This is a genomic window from Pseudomonas sp. CVAP#3 (assembly GCF_018986375.1).
In the GTDB taxonomy this organism is placed as follows: Bacteria; Pseudomonadota; Gammaproteobacteria; order Pseudomonadales; family Pseudomonadaceae; genus Aquipseudomonas; species Aquipseudomonas helvetica.
Map to the genome: position 1 here is coordinate 112,738 of NZ_JAHMSC010000015.1, position 19,679 is coordinate 132,416.

Here is a 19,679-nt window from a genome sequence, read left to right on the forward strand (position 1 = left end):
TCGGGGTACTCCGTCAGCCCTTGATCAGCTTGTTCGCGGCCAGGTCCCAGGTCGAAGCGGCCGTGCCTTCCTTGGTGCCATCGTCTTTCTGCGCGGTCAGTTCCCACTTGATCTTGGTGAAGTTCAGCGAGAGGGTTTCCACCGGTTTGCCGCCCGTGCCCCCGCTGACGCTAACGTTGGACAGCACCACGTTGGTCAGGGTGTAGATGATGAAGGGCATCAACTGGCCGCTGCCTTCGGCGGCGTTGCGTCCGATGGTGATCTTGGCTTCCGGGATCGGTTTGCCGGCGCAGCAGTACTCGTTGAGAGACGGGGTCGAGCTGTCGACGAACTTGGTCAGCGTGAACTCGCCGATGTGCGGTTTGCCGGAGGTACGCTCCGAGTTGCTGACGTCGTTGGTCACCTGCATCGCGACGTTGTGGCTGTAGGACATGACTTCGATCTTGTCCTTGTAACCTTCGAGCAGGCTGTCGCCTTTGATGTCGCCGCCGAGGTCGAGAATGATTGCATCCATCGCCTGAAACTCCTGAAGAAAATCGCGTTAGATAAGCAAAGGAAAACCCGCCGGCCAGGCCGACGGGAGGCAGGTCAGGCTGCTACCGGTGGCGGCAGGGTGGCGACCAGGCGGATCGAGGCCGTCAGCTCTTCGAGCTGGAAGTGCGGCCGCAGAAACACCGTCGCCCGATAGACGCCCGGTTTGCCGGCGACTTCCGATACGTCCACTCGGGCCTCACGCAGCGGGTACTGCGCCTTGATTTCCTGTGGGGCGTTGTCGTTGATCAGCACGTAGTCGGCGATCCAGTTGTTGAGGTAGGTCTGCACGTTGTCGCGGGTCATGAAGCTGCCGACCTTGTCGCGCATGATGACCTTCAGGTAGTGCGCGAAGCGGGATGCCGCGAGCACGTAAGGCAGCATGGCCGAGATCCGCGCGTTGGCATTCGCCTCGTTGGTGTTGTAGAGCTTGGACTTGTTGGTGGTCTGGCCACCGAAGAACACCGCCACGTCACTGTTTTTCTTGTGGCACAAGGCGATGAAGCCGAGGTCGTTGAGCTCTTTCTCACGGCGGTCGGTGATTGCCACTTCAGTCGGGCATTTGAGCGACAGATCGCCGGAGGTGGTGCGGAACGTGTGGGCCGGTAACCCTTCGACGGCGCCACCGCCTTCGGCACCGCGAATCGCCGCGCACCAACCGTACTTGGCAAAGGCCTCGGTGATGCGTTGCGACAAGGCCCAGGCGGCATTGCCCCAGAGGTATTTGCTGTGGTCACTGCCGTTGACGTCTTCAACGTAGTTGATGCCTTCCACCGGCAAGGTTTCCGGGCCATAAGGCAGGCGCAGCAGGAAGTGTGGCAGCACCAGCGAGACGTAGCGCGAGTCTTCGCTTTCGCGGAACGAGCGCCATTTGATCAACTCCTGGCTCTCGAAGACTTTCGACAGGTCACGCGGTACCGCGAGCTCGGTGAAGCTGTTCATGTCGAAGAGTCGCGGGCTGGCAGCGGCAATGAACGGGGCATGGGCGGCGGCGGCGACGTTCGAGAGTTTCTCCAGCAGGCCGATGTCCTGCGGATGCCGGCCGAAGGTGTAGTCACCCACCAGCAGGCTGAATGGATGACCACCAAAGGTCCCGTATTCTTCTTCGTAGATCTTTTTGAACAGCGCGCTCTGGTCGAACTCGACGGCTTTTTCCAGATCGTTCTGCAGCTCTTTCTGGGTCACGTTGAGCAAGCGCAGTTTCAGCCGGGAGCTGGTTTCGGTGTTCTGCACCAGCAGGTGCAAACCACGCCATGAGGCTTCGAGTTTTTGCAGGTCCGGGTGGTGCAGGACTTCGTTGAGCTGGGCGCTGATCAGCTCGTCGATCCGGCTGATGCGGTCGTTGATCATCGCCACGGTGTCCTTGTCGACGGCCATGCCTTTGTCAAGAACCTGGGTGGCGAACTCCGCGAGCATGTCGCGTGCGTAATCTTTCTGGCTGTCGTCGTGGGCCATTCGCCCTTCGGCGATGATTCGGTCGAGCAGAGACAAGGTCTCGTTCACGCTACTCTCGCCGGCTTGGGTCTGGGCGCTGGATGAGGCGGGCATGGCAATTTCTCCCTAAATGAATGGACGATCAGGCTTGTGCGTCCGGCGCTGTATCGGCATCGCTAGCCGGTGCGGCAGCTTGCGGCGTCGCGTTGGCATCACTAGCCGGTGCAGCCGCTTCAGGCCGGGCCGATTTGATCTCTTGCAGGCCTTCGGTGTTGGCGATGACATCACGCAGCAGCTTGTCCAGGTCATCGTTGCCATCGAGTTTGGTCAGCAGATCGCGCAGACGCTGACGCGCTTCGAACAGGCGCCGCAACGGCGCTACTTGCTCGACCACCTTGACCGGGTCGAAATGATCGATATGACCGAACTTGAGCTCGATGTTGAGCTTGCTGTCGTCGCTGCCGAGGGTGTTGTTGACTTGCAAGGTGACGCGGGGGGCTATCGAGGCGAGCACTTCGTTGAAGTTGTCGCGATCGATCTCGGTGAAACGCCGTTCATTCAACTTGGGGAGGGGCTCGAGGGGTTTGCCGGAAAGGTCGGCAAGAATGCCGACCACCAGAGGCAATTCTTTCTTCTCGATGGCGTTACCTATTTCGACGTCATAGGTGATTTGCACGCGGGGCGGGCGGACCCTGTCGAGCTTGTGCTGAGTACTTTCTGCCATGGTGGCTGACTCCGATGCATGGGCGGGAGCAATGCACCGGAGGGCCCGTTCATCGCATTCCCTTACCGAACCGTAGGTTAGAAAGGGAGGGCAGTTGGAACTGTCATTCCTTTGACGAACCTTCCACATTCGTCGTACCGACCGAACTACCCAAGACGCTAGAACAGGTCTATAAAAATGCAAACAAAAACAATTTTTGACCGTCATGAGAAAAGGAAAATTCATTGTGCGCGCCGTTTTTTTTATCTCTCTCTCGTTCCTGTTACTCACGGGCTGTTCGTTGTTCGGGCCGCGAGTCGATCTCGATAGCCTGACGCTGGACGTCGCCGCCCATGCCAATGACGACACGCCGATTGCCGTGGATTTTGTCGCGGTGAATGATCCGGAACTGCTCAAACAGCTGTCGGCACTGACCGCTCGGCAATGGTTCAGCGAGCGCGAGCAGTTTCAACGCGACTACCGACAGCTGATGACGGTCTGGGGGCTGGAGCTGGTTCCAGGGCAGTTTATCGATCAACAACCCTTCCCCTTGGGCGGCAAGCGGGCCGCTGGACTTTTGATCTTCGCGAGCTATAACACACCCGGAGCGCACCGACTTCGACTGGACGATCAGAGCAAGGCCTGGCTGAAGTTCGACAGTCGCGAGATGACACTGGTCAGCGACGCTGCGCACTGATTTGCACTGAATAGATCACCAGGCCGCGGGCCAGCGGCGCCATTCGACGTCGAAGGGAATCGTATGAGTTTGCTACCTGACGCGGTTTGCTGGCACGAGGGCATGCAGTTGCTGCCCCAGCATTTTCAGTTGCAAGGTCTGCGCGCTGAAGCGTTGGTCGCGCATTTTGCCAAGGCCTGCAACCCCTGGTTCTGGGGTGTCACCCATCTTGACATCGACCCTTCGGCACTGAGTGCCGGGCACGTTCGCTTGCTCGCCTTGCAGGCGACGTTACCGGATGGTTTGCCGATCAACGTGCAGGCCGGTGTGGGACCGATGCTGGAGCTTGATGTCAGCGAAGCGGTCGATGCAACGGACAATGCCACTGTGACCGTGTACCTGGCGGTCAGCCCGTTGTGGCGTGCCGGGCAATTACTGCCACTCACCGGACGCTTGCAATCGGTAATCGGCGATGCCTTGCCAGACCTCACCAGCGGTCAATACCCTGAGTCGATTACGGTGTGGCGACCCAATCCGCGTTTGTGCACGCAACTGAACAAGGCCGATTCGATCTGTGTACCGCTGGTGCGTATTCGCAAGGAAGGCGGCGGCTTTTTGCAGCTGCCCTACACCGCGCCGACGCCGTGCCTGTTGCCGGAGTCGGTGTTGGGCCGTCGGGTCGGCAGCCTGTGCGCCCGGGCCCGAGAGAAGTGTATGTTTCTGGCCGGTCGCTTGCGCCAGGCACAGCAGGCCGGTAATCAGGATGACGCTGCAGAAATCCGCCGCCAACTGACGGCACTCTGGGCGCGTCTGCCGGAAGTCGAGGGTTTGTTGAGCAGTCGGCTCGCGACGCCTCAGGCGCTGTATGGTCTGCTGCTGGGGCTGGCCGGTGCCTGGTCGGCGCTTGATCCGCTGGCCGGTGTGCCGGCCTTCGCCGCGCTGGATTTTCTCGAGTTGCAGCGTGGCTACGAGAGCGTACTCGACTGGCTGGACAACACCCTCGAATTGATTCGCGCCGGCTATCGCAGCCTGCCGTTCGAACGCCATGAACACCTCTTCTCGATCCAGTTGCCCGACGATCAACCGAGCCAGCGCCTGGTGATCGGCTTGCGCATGCCCAATGGCGCAAGCGAGCAGTCTGCGAGTGAATGGTTGAGCCGGGCGATCATCGCTTCCGCGCCGCACGTTGCCCTGCTCGGTCGACAACGCATGCGCGGTCTGGCGCATGAGGCCATGAATCGCAACGAACAGGTGGCCTACAGCGTGGGCGAAGATACCCGGTTGTTTGTGGTCACCGCAGAGGGCCAATGGTTCGACGGGCAACTGCCGTTGCAGATTGTCGCGCCGGCCTCGCAGCTGGCGAGCAGCCCGTGGCAAGTGGTGCTGTTTGTCGCTCAGGCCAATGAAAACGCTTGATCAGGGAAGGGGAATCGAATGCCTGAAGGGAACGTCGGCAGCGCTGCACGAGGCCTCCACGAAGCGCCGCTGAGCAGTGCTTTTCGTCAGGCCTGGCAAGAGTGGTCGCTGGCCTGGAACGAACAGTCCAAAGACAGTGACGATGAGGCGTTGGTCGAAGCCGTCGTCGAGTTTTCCACGCAGATTACCCAGCGCTTGTGGCGAACCGCGTTTGCCAAAGTCGGTGATGCCGCCACCGAACAGGTGACCGCCGTGGTGTATGCGTTTGTCGCGCTGATCGACGAGACCCTGTTGTTTACCGCCTGGCCGGGTCAGCTCGGCTGGCAGGACAAACCGCTGGAGTCGCGGATGTATGCCAGCCGTCAGGCGGGCGAACGGCTGCCACTGGCGATCAAGACATTGCTCGACGACCAGGTGCCGGCCACCCGGGATCTGGCCAATGTCTATTTGCAATGCCTGGTACTGGGTTTTGAAGGGCGTCTGCGCGGCGAGCAGAATCAGCTCCAGCATGAGAAGTGGCGGTTGGCGTTGTTCGCGTTTGCCTGGCAACACGAGCCCGATTACGCCGATGTCAGTGCCCGGCTGGAGCAGCCTTCGGCGGTGACTCCCGTGCAGTTGCCCCTGCGTCTGTCGCTACCCGACGGCTTTCGTCTGGCACTGGCGATCCTCGGTGTCGTGCTGTTGATGACCGGGTTGGGGCAGATGTTCTGGCGCGACATCCGTCAGGAGCTTGAGCCGGTCATGCACCTTTCCGAAATGGCAGCGGCCCAGGAGCAAGACTCATGAGTACCCTGGGGATTGTCGCAACCATCGTGGCGGTGCTGTTGTTGCTGGCGGTGTTGCTGGTGGCGATGTGGTGGTTGCGCACCCAGAGCGGCGCGGCGATTCGCAGTTTTTATCTGTCGGTCCGGCACATGGAACAGGAGCAAGGCACGCCGGATCGCTATCAGATTCCGTGGCTGCTGATGCTTGGCAACGAAACCCAGGGCACTCAACTGTGTGCCCAATGGCGCTTGCAACCCACCGACAAACCGGCCTGGTTCGGGCGCTGGTGGTCGGACCCCGAGGGCGCAGTGCTGGTGGTGCCACAAACGTTGTTTTTGCCTGATGAAGGCTTGAACCTGCAACGGGGCGGCTGGTGGCGTCTGTTGGGATTGATCGTGCGCCTGCGCAGCAAGCGGCCGCTGGACGCGGTGATCTGGACCGTGCCAGCCAGTCAACTGGGCGATCCGGAGCAGGCCGCCAGCCTCGGTCTGGCGGCGCGGCGGCGTTTCATCGATCTGTTACAGCGGTTCGGCCTGAGCCTGCCGGTGTATGTGGTCATCACGGGCATGGAGGAAGTGCCGGGCTTTCAGGCGTTGATTGCTGCACTGCCGGTCGAGGCACGTGAACAGGCGTTGGGCTGGTCGTCGCCGTATTCGCCTGAGGCGGTCTGGCAATCGCAATGGAGTGATCAGGCGCTGGATCAGGTGAGCCGGGCATTGTCTGAATCGATCATCGAGATCGGCGCCTTGTCCGGGCATTTGAGCAGCGATCTGTTTGCCTTGCCGGACCGTTTCGAGGCGCTGCGGCGCACACTGCAAACCCTGCTTGAACCGGTTTTCCAGGGCAATGCACAAGGCGAGGCACCACGTTTTCGCGGGATTTACTTCACCGCCAATCAAGCGCCGGAGAGTACTCGGGAGAGCTTCTCGGCCTATGACACGGTGTTGCAGCAGAGCGCGTTTGCCCGGCAGTTGTGGCAGCGCCGGATTGTCGCCGAACGTGGCGTGGCTCAGGTCGTACCGCGTATTTTGCGGCTGCGCCAACGCTGGCAACGGGTGACCGGCGTGGTGGCGCTGGTGGTCGGTCTGGTCTGGGCGATTGGTATGGTGTGGGTCTGGCACGACTCGGTCAAGGATGCCCATGAGCTGTCGCGCTTGCTGCAAGGTGCGCAGAAAAATTATGTCGCGGTCACGGACGAAAGCCATCGACTGGAACCGACGCGACGTAACGTCGAAAGTTTCTGGCGAGTACTGGAACGAGCCCCGCGCTGGACGTTCAGTTCGGTGGTTTTTCCCACCTCCTGGTTTTCCTCGCTGGATGCGCAACTGGAAGACGAGTTGCGGCTGACCGCCCAGCGGCACTTGCTGGTGCCGCTGCAAGAGTTGCTGGTGTCGGACCTGGCGCAGCTCAAGGCGATCCGCAATACCGAGCGTCGAGTGAACGTGGAAAGCGAAGACCCGGCGCAATGGCAGAACTACGTCAAGGCCAAGGAACTGGTCGAGCGCGCGGTGCGTCTCGAACAACAGAACCAGTGGTTCAATCAGGCGTTGAACAATCCCCGGAGCCCGCTCGATGACCTGGTGCTGTTGAGCAATAACGCCTTGTCGCTGAACCTCAACGTTGGCACGTTGCGTCGCTCGGCCTTCTATAACCGGGTGCTGCTCAATTCCGACACCAGCGGGTTGAAAGCGCTGGACCTGAGCACTGAACGCTCGACCATCTCGACGAATTTTGAAGGCCTCATGGAGCGCTGGCTGGACCAGTACTTTCTGGCTGACAACTTCGTGCGTCAGGCCGGCTACCTGAAGTTGCACCTGGAGCGGCTGGAGTCCGGCAGTGGCAATTCACTCAGCGAACTCGAGGACTTGAGGGCGCTGATTGACGACCTGCAAGCGTTGATTGGCTTGACCAACTCGGCGTGGGGACGGGGCAAGGGCCAGGACTTGGTGCCGGGCTACCGCGAGCTGATGGATAAAGTCCGCCAAAGCGCTTTGCTCGGGCCGCAACTGGAGCAACAACTGGACATGCAGGCGTCGAAGTTGCAGCAGAGCTTTCGTGATCAATGGATTGCCCAGGCCGGCTCGCGTGGCAATTTGCTGGTTCAGCAAGGCAGCGGACAACTGGCGTTGCAAGAGCATGTCAGCCAACTGGACAACGCCGTGCAGGCGTTGTTCAAGCGCGATTTCGTGGCCATTGCACTGCGTCAGGATGATTCCAGCCTCAGTGCTTCTCAGGGTCAGAGCGCCGACAGTGATGGTCTCAACAGTGCATTGAATTACTTCGCCAGTTACAAAAGCTACGCCAGCGAGGAGTTGCCACGTATCCCGCCGGCGTACCGGGGCGCGCTGCTCCAGGCAGCGGAAGGGGCAGCGGCCAAGGCGATGTGGCTCAGCCTGGAGGAGCAGGGCGGCCAGGCGCAGCAAGGCACAGGGTTCAATGTGCAGGCTTCGCAGGCGGTGGCGTTGCAGAAAGCCTTTGTCGAGTTGCGGCGCAGTGACCTGGCCACCCGTTTGCAGAACGCGCTCAACCGCCGGGCGTTGGCCGAGGTCGCCAGTGGTCTGAACGAAATAATTGCCCAGCCGCTGTTCAGTGAAAGGACCAGTATTGCGCGCTGGGATGGTTCGAAAAACCTCGGCTTGCAGCTGTACGGTGCCAGTGATGTGCAGGACCTGAAGTTGAGCCTCAAGCAGCAGTTCAACACCATGTTGGGGATTACCGAACAACGCACTTCGGCGCTGGAGTGGCTGAAGGTCCAGCAGCAGAATCTGTCGGGACTGGATTACGAACGGGTTGTGCAGTTCAGTGCCTTGAATGATGAACTGCTCAAGTACAAGGAGCAGAATCCTGCCAGCTCTGCGGCTCAGATCGAACAGTTGGTGAGCCGGGACTTTATCGACATGGATGCCGGGTCCTGTGCGCAAATCCTGCAAACCGCCAACCTTTCCGGTGGCCGTGGGACACTTGCCCTGAGGGCTCAGGAACTGCAGCAAACCGCGATGCAGCGCTGCCAGTCGCTGCAACAGCAACAGGCTTCGGCGGCGTGGAACGACCTGGCCAACTATTTCAATCAGTACCTGGCCGAGCGTTTTCCATTCTCCAATGGCACGCAGGTGACCGATGCCGACCCGGCGCGGGTCCAGCATTTACTGGAGTTGATCGACAAGCGCCTGCCGGTGGCGCAAGCCGGCTTGCAACTCAGCCGGACGCCGGAACGCTTGGCCGCCGAGGACTTTCTTATTCGCTTGAAGCAGGCCAGCACCTGGCTCGGACCGCTGTTTGTGCGAGATAAAAGCGGCATTCTCGGGGTGGAAATGGACGTGCGCTGGCGCACTGATCGCGAGGAAGAGCACGGCGCCGATCAGGTCATTGCATGGGGCTTGAATGCCGGCAATCAACAGATCAGCTACCCCGGCGAGGCCCAGCAGAACCTGCGCTGGATGGTCGGCCAACCCGTCAGGTTGACGTTGCGCTGGGCCAGGAATGGTCCTCAGCGGCCGGTCAGCGACCCGTTGCAACCGAACCTGGTGATCCGGGATCTGGAGGCTGGCTGGGAGTACGGTGGCCCTTGGTCGTTGCTGCGGCTGATGCGTTCGCACCAGTCGAATCAGCGCCAGCCCAGCATGGACTATACGGATTTTCCACTGACCTTGCGCTTGCCGGTCGCCGCGAGCACCAGCATTGAGGAGCCGACACAGATGTTCATGCGCCTGTCATGGATGACTCAGGGATCAAAACTGCCGTTGTCCATTCAACCGTTGCCGACCCGTGCGCCGCGTTCACCCTTTGTCTCGACGGGGTCGACGGCGGCCATCGTGACGAACGAGGAGGGCTTGTGAGCCTGCCGTCGCTATCGCCATTAGCCCCTTCGCTGCCGGAGTTGATCGCACAGCTGCTCGAGCCGATCAGCGATGAAGCGCCCTGTGGCCAGGACCTGCGCTATGAGCCTGAGTTCGATCAGTTGCGCGAGCTGCGCCGCGAAGACGATACCAGCCTGCCGACGGGAGTCTGGCAGTCGTCGATCAAGCGTGCCCAATGGCCGGAACAGGCAAAGCTCGCCAGCCGCTTGCTGCTGGAGCGCAGCAAGGACTTGATGCTCAGTGCCTGGCTCGGCGAGGCCTGGTTACATCTGGACGGCCTGGAAGGGTTGCCGGGCAGCCTGGCGCTGGTGGCGGGTCTATGCGAGCGCTACCCCGAGCAACTTCACCCTCAGGCCGAGGAGGGCGATCAGTCGTGGCGGGTGATTCCTCTCGAATGGCTGGCGCGACGCTACAGCGAAATCCTGCTCACCCGGGTGCCGCTGTTCGACACGCGCACCAGCGAATTCGCGGATTTTTGCCTGGATGACTGGCGGCGCTTGCAAGTGCAGCAGGTGATGGTCAATGACACCAAGGCCGCAAAGACCTCAGCTGAAGCCGCGCGCAACGAGCAGAAAAAACTCACCGAACAGATTCGTGCGACACCGCTGTCCTTCTGGTTGCGCAGCCAAGGCAGCCTGTTGCTGAGCTTGCAGCATCTGCAACGGCTGGAGGACTGGAGTGATGCCTACCTGGGCAATCAGGCGCCAGGCTACAAATCATTGCGGGGCATCATCGAGGCGCTGTTGACGCTCGTTCAGGAGTTCATCGCCATGCATCCACGTCAACCCACCCAGGCCCCGGTCGAGCCACCGCAGGTCCAGGCGCCACAAAACACTCTGGAGCCAGAACCCGCGCCAGCCCAACAGGCACTGCGCGAACCGGTGAGTCGCGAAGAGGCTTATCGGCAGTTGCTGCTGATTGCCGAATACCTGGCGCGAACCGAGCCCCACAGCCCGGTACCTTACTTGATCAGGCGCGGGGTGGAGTGGGGTAATAAACCGCTGAGTGAACTGTTGGGCGAGTTGATATCGGCTGACGCGGAGTCGCGCCGACTCTGGACGTTATTGGGTGTGCTCTAAACATCGCAGCTCCTCTCAGAGCGGCTTGGGCAACTTGACGGGCGTCAACACCGGACAACCGGAGAAAAACGCCATCAGGTTCTGCCCGACCAGTTCAACGGTTCCCTTGGTCGCTTCCGGTGACAGGCCGGCCACATGCGGTGTGAGGATCACGTTGCTCAATGCCTTGAGCGCATCCGGTACCTGGGGCTCTTCATCGAATACATCGAGCGCGGCACCGGCGATCCGCCGTTGTTCGAGCGCGCTGATTAGATCGCTGGTAGCAACCACACTGGCGCGGGCAATGTTGACGATAAAACCCTGGGGGCCCAAGGCATCCAGCACCTGTTTGTTGACCAGGTGCTGCGTGCCGATGCCGCCGGGCGTGCAAACGATCAGAAAGTCAGAGGCCCGAGCCAGTTCGGTGGGCGTCGAGCAAAAGTCGTAGGGGACGTCGCTGAGTAACTGGCGGCTGTGGTAACTCACCGTCATGTCGAAGCCATTGGCGGCACGTTTGGCGACGGCCGTGCCGACGGCGCCCAGCCCCAGAATACCTACGTGCTTGCCGGCCAGGGACGGGCGCATGATCTTCGGCCATTCACCCCGTCGCACCGCCGCGTCGCACCGAGGGATGTCACGCACCAGCGACAGCAACAAGGCCATCGCATGATCGGCCACCGACGAGGCGTTGACGCCAGCACCATTGGTGACGGTTATACCCCGGTCACTGGCGGCTTGCAGATCGACCTGTTCGTAACCGGCACCGATCACGCAGATGATTTTCAGGTTCGCCAGCGCGGCGATTTCGTCGGCATACAGCCCCAGCGGGCCGCGCGTCAGCACGGCGTCGATCTGCCCGCGGTGACTGGCGATGGCCTCGGCACGTTCGGCGGGGGTGGGGGCGAGAATCAGGTGGAAGCCTTGATGTTCGAGAATCGGCAGGTAGTCGTTAATGGTCTCAACCAGTACCAGTACGGTTGCAGGCATGCTGGGCTCCTGTAGGCACGGAATGTCGGGGCTCGAATGTCGCGTCAGGTTGCTGACTCCGGATCGGTTTGGCAATCACCAAAAGTCGCAGAACTCAGTGTAGGAGCTGAGGAAAGTAATGAAAGCGAGATCAAAAGATCGTCCGAAGGCTCGGGCCGCGTTCGGACGATCTTTTCAGCGCGTCAGAACCTGGCGTCCGCAGTGTTCACAATTTTGGCGAATGCACCGTTCAAGGTCGCGTTATGGTGCTCAATGATCATTTTGGCCGATAACGCCGCAGTGTCCATGCAGGTATGGGCGTCGGCGACCAGCGTGACTTGAAAGCCCAGGTCGGCTGCGGCTCGACAGGTACTATCGATGCAATACTGGGTTTTCATGCCGACGATGAACAGTTCATTGATCCCGCTCGCCTGCAGTTGCTGCGCCAGGGGCGTTGCGTAAAAGGCGTTGGGTCTGGTCTTGTCGAACAGAATGTCGCTACTGGCATCCAGTTCAAGGTTGGGAAGCAAGTGCCAAAATGCACTGCCAGCCTCAATGGGCGAACCCTGAGGGCCGGTGTGTCGTACCGCATAAATCGGCACTTCGCGCTCTCGGGCCCGGTGAATGAGCTGCCGGATGTTGGCAAGTACTCGCTCGCCGTCGTGGGGCTTGTCCGGGCCGTAGAACAGACCGACCTGCATATCGATGATCAAAAGTGCCGATGACATAGGTGTTTCTCCATGAAGTGCCGAACGGACGGGAGAAACAACAAGGCCCCGTCCATTGCTGGCGGGGCCTGGGGTTCACTGCGCTGTATTTATCTCAGCCAGCCACCGCACGACCCGCCGGAAGCGGTCGTGGTGGTGCGGGTGAGGTTCAGCGCAGGGAAGTTCATGAGGCCGATCATGCTGTGGGTTCGGCAAACATGTCAATGCAGTCGCAAGGCGATTATTGAGTGCACTCGGCTCGCCGCTTAAGCGCCCCCCATAAAGCAGCTTCTTCGGATTGCTCGCGTTCAGCCGACGGATTTTGCGGGCTGTGGCGCGTAACGCCATTTCCGAGCATCTGATCCGCATAACCATTCCTCAGCTAAGTCTTTGCTTCTGCTGATTAATCCCGGACAATCGCGCCCCTGTTTCGGCCAGGGCGCTGCCTGTCAGCTTTTCTGACTCGTCCTGACCGAGTGGCAAGTGACCGGAATGCGGAGATCTGACCGGATGAATGATCAGGCCAATAGCGTTGATGAACGCTATGAAGCGGCGGCACCAGCGAGCCTCAGCAGCTGGAATCGCCATGACACCACCTGGATGCTGGGCCTGTTTGGCACGGCGATTGGTGCGGGTACCCTGTTTTTGCCGATCAACGCAGGTCTTGGCGGTTTCTGGCCGCTGTTGATCCTGGCGTTGCTGGCGTTCCCCATGACCTTTTACGCACACCGTGGCCTGACCCGCTTCGTGTTATCCGGTCGCGCGGGGGCAGACATCACCGAAGTCGTCGAAGAGCATTTCGGGATCAAGGCCGGCGCCCTGATCACGTTGCTGTACTTCTTCGCGATCTTCCCGATCCTGCTGATCTACAGCGTTGCGCTGACCAACACTGTGGGCAGTTTCCTCGAGCACCAGTTGCACATCATGCCGCCTCCACGGGCGGTTCTGTCGTTCGTGCTGATCCTCGGTCTGCTGGCCGTGGTGCGTTGCGGCGAGCAGATGATCGTCAAGGCCATGAGCCTGATGGTGTATCCGTTCATCGTTGCGTTGCTGTTTCTGGCAGTGTTTTTGATTCCGCACTGGAACGGCGGCATTCTCGCCACCGCGAGCACCTTGCCTGCGCCTTCGGCGTTGCTGCACACGCTGTGGCTGGCGATTCCGGTGATGGTGTTCTCGTTCAACCATTCGCCGATCATCTCGGCCTTTGCGGTGGACCAGAAGCGTCGTTATGGCATGCACGCCGAAGAGCGCAGCTCGCAGATCCTCTCCCGCGCTCACGCCTTGATGGTGGTGATGGTGCTGTTCTTCGTCTTCAGTTGCGTGCTGACCCTGTCGCCAGCACAACTGGCCGAGGCCAAGGCGCAGAACCTGTCGATCCTGTCGTACCTGGCCAACCACTTCAGCAACCCGACGATCGCGTTCGCTGCGCCGTTGATTGCGTTCGTGGCCATTTCCAAGTCGTTCCTGGGCCATTACATCGGCGCCAGCGAAGGCCTCAAGGGGCTGATCGTCAAAAGCGGTCGCCGTCCGGCACCGAAGACCCTGGACCGTATGACCGCAGCGTTCATGCTGGTGGTCTGCTGGATCGTCGCAACGCTGAACCCGAGCATCCTGGGGATGATCGAAACCCTCGGTGGCCCGGTCATCGCGGCGATTCTGTTCCTGATGCCGATGTATGCGATCCGCAAGGTTCCTGCCATGGCGCGTTATCGCGGCCAGGCCTCCAACGTCTTCGTGACGCTGGTGGGCCTGGTGGCGATTTCGGCGCTGATCTACTCGCTGACCGCCTGATTCAGTGAGGCAACGGCCGCTGCGCTTTATACGCGCAGCGGCCGTTTTTTTTGCTCGGTCGAAAAGCTCGGCGCGACCCTCTGTGCCGATTATCGGGGGCAAATTGATCCAGCTCACGTGCCATTGAGGATTAGAGGCTACGCTTGTGCCTGCAAAGCAGTGTGATTGATGTTCTGTTTTGTGCCGTTGTCGATCTGGCCGACTTGGAATTGATTGTCTGGAGACACCTGATTGCCGACTGATCCGCCGACTGTATCGCCCCCAACCACCACCGAGCGTCCCAACCGTTTGCAGGACCTGTTGGCCGGCTTATCGATTGCCGGTCTACTGCTGCCCGAGGCTGTCGCGTATTCGAGTATTGCGGCCCTGGCGCCTCAGGCAGGGGTGATTGCGCTGTTCGCTGGCTTGCTCTGTTATGGACTGTTTGGCACCAGCCGATTTGCCATCGTTTCCGCAACCTCTTCGTCAGCCGCCGTGCTGGCGGCCGCCACGGCGACACTGGCCAATGGCGACCCGCAACTTCGTGCAAGCCTGGCCATCGGGCTGGTACTGGTGACCGGCGCGTTCTTTTTGCTGGCCGGGTTGTTCAAGCTTGGCAGCGTGACGTCATTCATCGCCAAGCCGGTATTGCGTGGCTTTGCCTTTGGCCTGGCACTGACGATCATCCTTAAACAGCTCGCCAGCGTGGTCGGCGTGCACTTGAGCAACGGCAATCCGATTCGCTTTTTGCCGGAGTTGCTGGAGCAACTGCCGCAGTGGAACTGGGTCGCCGTCAGTGTGGCCGCGGTGGCGCTGGCCTTGTTGTGGTTGTTCGGGCGGCTCCGGCGCTTGCCGGGTGGCTTGCTGGTGGTGGTGATCGGCATCGCGGCGGGGCAATGGCTGAACCTGCCGGCCTACGGGGTCAGGATGATCGGGATTATCGACCTTGGCCTGGAGATTCCGAAGCTGCCGGTGCTGCCTTTTGCCGACTGGTTACGCCTGGGAGAACTGGGCTTTGCCATGGTGATGATCCTGTATGCGGAGTCCTACGGCTCGATCAGCTCCTTCGCACTCAAGCACGGTGATCGGGTGTCCTCGAACCGGGATTTGCTGGCGTTGGGGGCGTCGAACCTGGTGTCCGGGCTGTTTCACGGGATGCCGGCCGGGGCGGGGTATTCCGCGACGTCCGCAAATGAGGCCGCCGGTGCGACGTCGCGTTTGGCCGGTGGCGTGGCAGCGCTGGTGGTGCTGATCATTGTCCTGACGGTGCTGCCTTATATTGCCTTGACCCCTGAGCCGATATTGGCCGCGATCGTCATGCATGCGCTGGGCCGTGGCTTGAGCCTGCAGCCGTTGGGGCGCTATTTCGTCTGGCGACGTGATCGCCTGCTGGTGATCTGCGCCGTGGCGGCCGTGTTGGTGTTGGGGGTGCTGGACGGTTTGCTGGTGGCGGTGGCGATCAGTGTGCTGCTGATGCTCAAGCAAATGTCAGCGGCGGATATCCAGGTTCTCGGGCACATCGGCACCGGGCACGATTTTGTCGACATGCAACGTCATCCATTGGCCAAGGCTGTGCCGGGGATGCTGATTGTCCGACCCGGCGAAGCGCTGTTTTTTGCTAACGCGGAGCGAATTCTTGGTGGTGCCTTGCACTTGATTCGGCACTCTGAAACGCCGATTCATACCGTGATTCTCAGCCTGGAAGAATCGCCGGACCTGGACGGCACCAGCATCGAGGCGTTGCAGGAGTTTTTCTTGCGGGTCCGCAACGAAGGCAAGCGCCTGGTGCTGGCGCGCCTCAAGCTCGAGGCGCAAGCGGCTCTCTCGGCACTACCGGAAGTCAAGCGTTTGCAAGTCACGCTCTGTGACTTGAGCGTCGACGGGGCGGTGCAGGAGGCGCTTAAAGGCTAAGGGAAAAAACTTCTGGCATAAAAAAACGCCGCGCACCTTACGATGCGCGGCGTTTTTTTGTGGCGAGGGAGCTTGCTCCCGCTGGGTCGCGAAGCGGCCCAAAAATCAGCCACCGCGAGTATTCAGATAGAATGCGGGGGCTGATTTTACGACTGCTCCGCAGCCGAGCGGGAGCAAGCTCCCTCGCCACAGGCGTTAAGCTTGAATGACCGGGATGTTGGCATTCGCTGCAGCTTCACGGAACTCGGCGATCTGGTCGAAACTCAGGTAGCGATAGACATCGCTGGCCATGGTGTCGATTTCTTTCGCGTAGGCCATGTACTCCTCGACGGTCGGCAGGCGACCCAGGATCGAAGCCACCGACGCCAGCTCGGCCGAAGCCAGGTAGACGTTGGCGCCATCGCCCAGACGGTTCGGGAAGTTACGGGTCGAGGTCGACACTACGGTGGAGTTCGGTTCTACGCGAGCCTGGTTACCCATGCACAGCGAGCAGCCCGGCATTTCCATGCGCGCGCCAGCCTTGCCGTAGATGCCGTAGTAGCCTTCTTCGGTCAGTTGGTGAGCATCCATCTTGGTCGGCGGCGACAGCCACAGACGGGTTGGCAGCTGACCCTTGACCTGATCCAGCAGTTTACCGGCAGCGCGGAAGTGACCGATGTTGGTCATGCACGAACCGATGAACACTTCGTCGATCTTCTCGCCAGCAACGCTGGACAGCAGACGGGCGTCGTCCGGATCGTTTGGCGCGCAGAGCACAGGCTCCTTGATGTCGGCCAGGTCGATTTCGATGATTTCAGCGTATTCGGCGTCAGCATCGGCAACCATCAGCTCAGGGTTGGCAATCCAGGCTTCCATCGCTTGAGCACGACGTTCCAGGGTACGCGCATCGCCGTAGCCTTCGCCGATCATCCAGCGCAGCAGGGTGATGTTGGAGCTCAGGTACTCGGTGATCGACTCTTTCGACAGCTTGATGGTGCAACCGGCAGCCGAACGTTCAGCCGAAGCGTCGGACAGCTCGAAGGCTTGTTCGATGCTCAGGTTGTCCAGGCCTTCGATTTCCAGGATGCGGCCGGAGAAGGCGTTCTTCTTGCCTTTCTTCTCTACGGTCAGCAGGCCAGCCTGGATCGCGTAGTAAGGAATGGCGTGAACCAGGTCACGCAGGGTGACGCCCGGTTGCATTTTGCCTTTGAAGCGCACCAGGATCGATTCCGGCATGTCCAGTGGCATCACGCCAGTGGCTGCGGCGAACGCGACCAGACCGGAACCGGCCGGGAACGAGATGCCCATAGGGAAACGGGTGTGCGAGTCACCACCGGTGCCGACGGTGTCTGGCAGCAGCATACGGTTCAGCCAGCTGTGGATGATGCCGTCGCCCGGACGCAGGGAAACGCCGCCGCGGGTCATGATGAAGTCTGGCAGGGTGTGGTGAGTGGTGACGTCGATCGGCTTTGGATAGGCCGCGGTGTGGCAGAAGGACTGCATGACCAGATCGGTCGAGAAGCCCAGGCACGCCAGGTCTTTCAGTTCGTCACGGGTCATCGGGCCAGTGGTGTCCTGGGAACCGACGGTGGTCATTTTCGGTTCGCAGTAGGTACCAGGGCGAACGCCGGCTACGCCGCACGCCTTGCCGACCATTTTCTGCGCCAGGGTGAAACCCTTGGTGCTTTCAGCCGGAGCTTCCGGCTTCTTGAACAGGTCGGACGGTGGCAGACCCAGTTCGGCACGCGCCTTCTCGGTCAGGCCACGGCCGATGATCAGCGGGATACGACCGCCAGCACGGACTTCGTCCAACAGAACCGGGGTCTTCATTTCGAAGGTGGTCAGGACTTCATCAGTACCGTGTTTGCAGACTTTGCCAGCATGAGGGTACAGGTCGATCACGTCGCCCATGTTCATGTTGGTGACGTCGAATTCGATTGGCAGTGCGCCGGCATCTTCCATGGTGTTGTAGAAGATCGGAGCGATTTTGCTGCCGAAGCAGAAACCGCCAGCGCGCTTGTTCGGCACGTAAGGAACGTCGTCGCCGAAGAACCACAGCACCGAGTTGGTCGCCGATTTACGCGAAGAACCGGTACCCACTACGTCGCCGACGTAGGCAATCGGGAAACCTTCGCCGCGCATGGTTTCGATCTGCTTCATCGGACCGGTGACGCCTTGCTCGTCCGGCACGATGCCGTCACGGGCCATTTTCAGCATGGCCAGGGCGTGCAGCGGGATGTCTGGACGCGACCAGGCATCAGGAGCAGGGGACAGGTCGTCGGTGTTGGTTTCGCCGGTGACCTTGAATACGCGCAGGCTGATCTTGTCGGCCAGCACCGGGCGGTTCTTGAACCACTCGCCGTCAGCCCAGGATTGCAGTACGCCTTGAGCGTGAACGTTGCCGTTCTTGGCTTTTTCCGCGACGTCGTGGAAAGCGTCGAACATCAGCAGGGTGTGCTTGAGTTGCGCGGCAGCGACTGCAGCCAGTTCGGCGGAGTCGAGCAGGTCAACCAGGGTCACGATGTTGTAGCCGCCTTGCATGGTGCCAAGCAGTTCAACAGCGCGCTTTTTGTCGATCAGGGGGGAAGTGGCTTCGCCTTTGGCCAACGCAGACAGGAAACCGGCCTTTACATAGGCTGCTTCGTCCACGCCAGGCGGAATGCGATTGGTGATCAGGTCAACGAGGAAAGCTTCTTCGCCAGCAGGAGGATTCTTCAGCAGCTCAACCAGGCCTGCAGTTTGTTCGGCGTTAAGCGGCTGGGGAACGATACCCAGTGCTGCGCGCTCTTCGATATGTTTGCGGTAGGCTTCAAGCACAGTTATTACCCTCATCAGTGGTCCCAAATGGGTGTCCGGGACGCTCATCCCGAAATTGCCGTACTCATGCGCTGCGTGGCGTTGTGGGCCGCTTAGCCAGAATTACCGACAATTCCTTACAGAAGCTGCTTTCAAAGTTTTACGCCTGCAGAACGGGGAGCTGATGAGGGTTGGCGCTGAGTTTTTCCCCGCTGGAAATACTCATCGCCAACACCGCTCTGAAGGAACGACTGTGCTCGTGACGCTTTGAAAACAGCTTCTAACGGACATTGGCGCCTTAAAAGGCTGGCTGATTCTACGGCAAAAAAAAATTAAAGGTAAGTTAGGCCCTGAACTTTGAGGGGTGATGAATGTTAGACAAAGGGCTAACATGCCGACCTGTTTTGCTTTCTCGCGTTCTGCCTACCTATGCCCAATCAAACCATCAAGACTCCCTGTGTCGGCCTCTGTTCCACTGTTTACGGTGATCTGGTGTGCCGTGGCTGCAAGCGTTTCCACCATGAAGTGATTCACTGGAACGGTTACAACGAGGAAGAAAAGCGCGCCGTCTGGCTGCGTCTTGAGCAGCTGTTGGTGCAGGTGATGGCCGGGAAACTCGAGATTTTTGATCCCTGGCGGCTGCGTGAGCAGCTGGAGCAGCGGAAGATCCGTTTTGTGCCGCATCAGTCGGAGTATTGCTGGGCGTACCAGTTGATCGCCCGGGGGGCACGGGTGATCAATAATCTGGAAGCTTATGGGATGGTGTTGCTGCCGGAGTTCCGCGACTGGAGCTTGCCGCAGTTGCGTGATGCCATTGATCGGGAATTCTTCCTGCTGTCGGAAGCGCATTACCAGCGCTATATCGCGCCGGGTTTTCTCAGGGATGCGTTTGGCGGTTGATCCTGGCGGTCTGACAGCCGATCCATCTCCCGCAGATATACACCAATTCACTGTGGGAGCCGGGCTTGCCCGCGATGGCGGCCTGACAGCCGACCAATCTCTTGCAGGTGTACATATCCATTTCTGCGGTAACGGCCGCTTAGGGTTTCGCCTGACGGCGACTCACTTTTTTTACAAGCGCCTAAAAAAAGTAAGCAAAAAAACGCTCGG

At 60.2% G+C, this 19,679-nt stretch carries 15 protein-coding genes; 9 read left to right on the forward strand and 6 right to left on the reverse strand.

Annotation, left to right across the window (positions count from 1 at the left end; genetic code table 11):
- Positions 1-13: 13 nt before the first annotated feature.
- The 3 genes from KRR23_RS22255 to tssB form a co-directional block, all read right to left on the reverse strand.
- A complete protein-coding gene (locus KRR23_RS22255) occupies positions 14-514 on the reverse strand; it encodes an Hcp family type VI secretion system effector (protein WP_019690979.1) in 501 nt (166 codons plus the stop codon).
- A 74-nt stretch (positions 515-588) separates the two neighbouring features.
- Complete coding sequence (gene tssC / locus KRR23_RS22260; protein ID WP_216744278.1) at positions 589-2,079, reverse strand: type VI secretion system contractile sheath large subunit; 1,491 nt, start codon at positions 2,077-2,079, stop codon at positions 589-591.
- 28 nt (positions 2,080-2,107) lie between these two features.
- Positions 2,108-2,689 carry a type VI secretion system contractile sheath small subunit gene (gene tssB / locus KRR23_RS22265; protein ID WP_216744279.1) on the reverse strand — a complete coding sequence of 194 codons (582 nt, stop codon included), beginning with the start codon at positions 2,687-2,689 and terminating at the stop codon, positions 2,108-2,110.
- A gap of 226 nt (positions 2,690-2,915) precedes the next feature.
- On the opposite strand from tssB, the gene KRR23_RS22270 reads away from it, so the two are divergent.
- The 5 genes from KRR23_RS22270 (at position 2,916) to tssA (ending at position 10,461) form a co-directional block, all read left to right on the forward strand.
- The gene (locus KRR23_RS22270; protein ID WP_216744280.1) at positions 2,916-3,365 is read left to right on the forward strand and encodes a type VI secretion protein; all 450 of its coding nucleotides are present in this window, start codon (positions 2,916-2,918) and stop codon (positions 3,363-3,365) included.
- A gap of 63 nt (positions 3,366-3,428) precedes the next feature.
- Positions 3,429-4,760, forward strand: coding sequence for a type VI secretion system baseplate subunit TssK (gene tssK / locus KRR23_RS22275; RefSeq protein WP_216744281.1), 1,332 nt, complete (start codon positions 3,429-3,431; stop codon positions 4,758-4,760).
- Positions 4,761-4,778: 18 nt separating this feature from the next.
- Positions 4,779-5,546 carry a DotU family type IV/VI secretion system protein gene (locus KRR23_RS22280; RefSeq protein WP_216744282.1) on the forward strand — a complete coding sequence of 256 codons (768 nt, stop codon included), beginning with the start codon at positions 4,779-4,781 and terminating at the stop codon, positions 5,544-5,546.
- Entirely contained in the window at positions 5,543-9,361 is a 3,819-nt protein-coding gene (locus KRR23_RS22285; RefSeq protein WP_216744283.1) for a type VI secretion protein IcmF/TssM N-terminal domain-containing protein, read from the forward strand. Before KRR23_RS22280 ends, KRR23_RS22285 begins: the two co-directional genes overlap by 4 nt.
- Positions 9,358-10,461, forward strand: a complete 1,104-nt coding sequence (tssA, locus tag KRR23_RS22290; RefSeq protein ID WP_216744284.1) for a type VI secretion system protein TssA — start codon at positions 9,358-9,360, stop codon at positions 10,459-10,461. Before KRR23_RS22285 ends, tssA begins: the two co-directional genes overlap by 4 nt.
- Before the next feature lie 15 nt (positions 10,462-10,476).
- Here tssA and KRR23_RS22295 read toward each other — a convergent pair whose 3' ends face one another.
- Both KRR23_RS22295 and KRR23_RS22300 read right to left on the reverse strand, forming a co-directional pair.
- Positions 10,477-11,427, reverse strand: a complete 951-nt coding sequence (locus KRR23_RS22295; protein WP_216744285.1) for a 2-hydroxyacid dehydrogenase — start codon at positions 11,425-11,427, stop codon at positions 10,477-10,479.
- Positions 11,428-11,609: 182 nt separating this feature from the next.
- Complete coding sequence (locus KRR23_RS22300; protein ID WP_216744286.1) at positions 11,610-12,134, reverse strand: cysteine hydrolase family protein; 525 nt, start codon at positions 12,132-12,134, stop codon at positions 11,610-11,612.
- A 489-nt stretch (positions 12,135-12,623) separates the two neighbouring features.
- Between KRR23_RS22300 and KRR23_RS22305 the strand changes: the two genes are divergently transcribed.
- On the forward strand, positions 12,624-13,904 hold the full coding sequence (locus tag KRR23_RS22305) for a serine/threonine transporter (protein ID WP_216744287.1): 1,281 nt from the start codon (positions 12,624-12,626) through the stop codon (positions 13,902-13,904).
- Positions 13,905-14,135: 231 nt separating this feature from the next.
- The gene (locus KRR23_RS22310) at positions 14,136-15,794 is read left to right on the forward strand and encodes a SulP family inorganic anion transporter (protein ID WP_216744288.1); all 1,659 of its coding nucleotides are present in this window, start codon (positions 14,136-14,138) and stop codon (positions 15,792-15,794) included.
- 195 nt (positions 15,795-15,989) lie between these two features.
- Here KRR23_RS22310 and acnB read toward each other — a convergent pair whose 3' ends face one another.
- Positions 15,990-18,590 (reverse strand): bifunctional aconitate hydratase 2/2-methylisocitrate dehydratase, encoded by a 2,601-nt coding sequence (acnB, locus tag KRR23_RS22315; protein ID WP_216744295.1) that lies wholly within the window; start codon positions 18,588-18,590, stop codon positions 15,990-15,992.
- 408 nt (positions 18,591-18,998) lie between these two features.
- Here acnB and KRR23_RS22320 point away from each other — a divergent pair, with 408 nt between their 5' ends.
- Both KRR23_RS22320 and KRR23_RS22325 read left to right on the forward strand, forming a co-directional pair.
- Positions 18,999-19,469, forward strand: a complete 471-nt coding sequence (locus KRR23_RS22320; protein WP_216744289.1) for a DUF1289 domain-containing protein — start codon at positions 18,999-19,001, stop codon at positions 19,467-19,469.
- A partial coding sequence (locus KRR23_RS22325; protein WP_216744290.1) for a hypothetical protein occupies positions 19,453-19,679 on the forward strand: 227 nt, incomplete at its 3' end. The genes KRR23_RS22320 and KRR23_RS22325, both read left to right, overlap by 17 nt.

What these genes read in the sequence shown, in the direction of transcription:
- KRR23_RS22255 (WP_019690979.1), bottom strand. Translation starts at nt 514, where the DNA reads ATGGATGCAATCATTCTCGACCTCGGCGGCGACATCAAAGGCGACAGC.
- tssC (WP_216744278.1), bottom strand. Translation starts at nt 2,079, where the DNA reads ATGCCCGCCTCATCCAGCGCCCAGACCCAAGCCGGCGAGAGTAGCGTG.
- tssB (WP_216744279.1), bottom strand. Translation starts at nt 2,689, where the DNA reads ATGGCAGAAAGTACTCAGCACAAGCTCGACAGGGTCCGCCCGCCCCGC.
- tssK (WP_216744281.1), top strand. Translation starts at nt 3,429, where the DNA reads ATGAGTTTGCTACCTGACGCGGTTTGCTGGCACGAGGGCATGCAGTTG.
- KRR23_RS22280 (WP_216744282.1), top strand. Translation starts at nt 4,779, where the DNA reads ATGCCTGAAGGGAACGTCGGCAGCGCTGCACGAGGCCTCCACGAAGCG.
- KRR23_RS22285 (WP_216744283.1), top strand. Translation starts at nt 5,543, where the DNA reads ATGAGTACCCTGGGGATTGTCGCAACCATCGTGGCGGTGCTGTTGTTG.
- KRR23_RS22295 (WP_216744285.1), bottom strand. Translation starts at nt 11,427, where the DNA reads ATGCCTGCAACCGTACTGGTACTGGTTGAGACCATTAACGACTACCTG.
- KRR23_RS22300 (WP_216744286.1), bottom strand. Translation starts at nt 12,134, where the DNA reads ATGTCATCGGCACTTTTGATCATCGATATGCAGGTCGGTCTGTTCTAC.
- KRR23_RS22305 (WP_216744287.1), top strand. Translation starts at nt 12,624, where the DNA reads ATGAATGATCAGGCCAATAGCGTTGATGAACGCTATGAAGCGGCGGCA.
- KRR23_RS22320 (WP_216744289.1), top strand. Translation starts at nt 18,999, where the DNA reads ATGCCCAATCAAACCATCAAGACTCCCTGTGTCGGCCTCTGTTCCACT.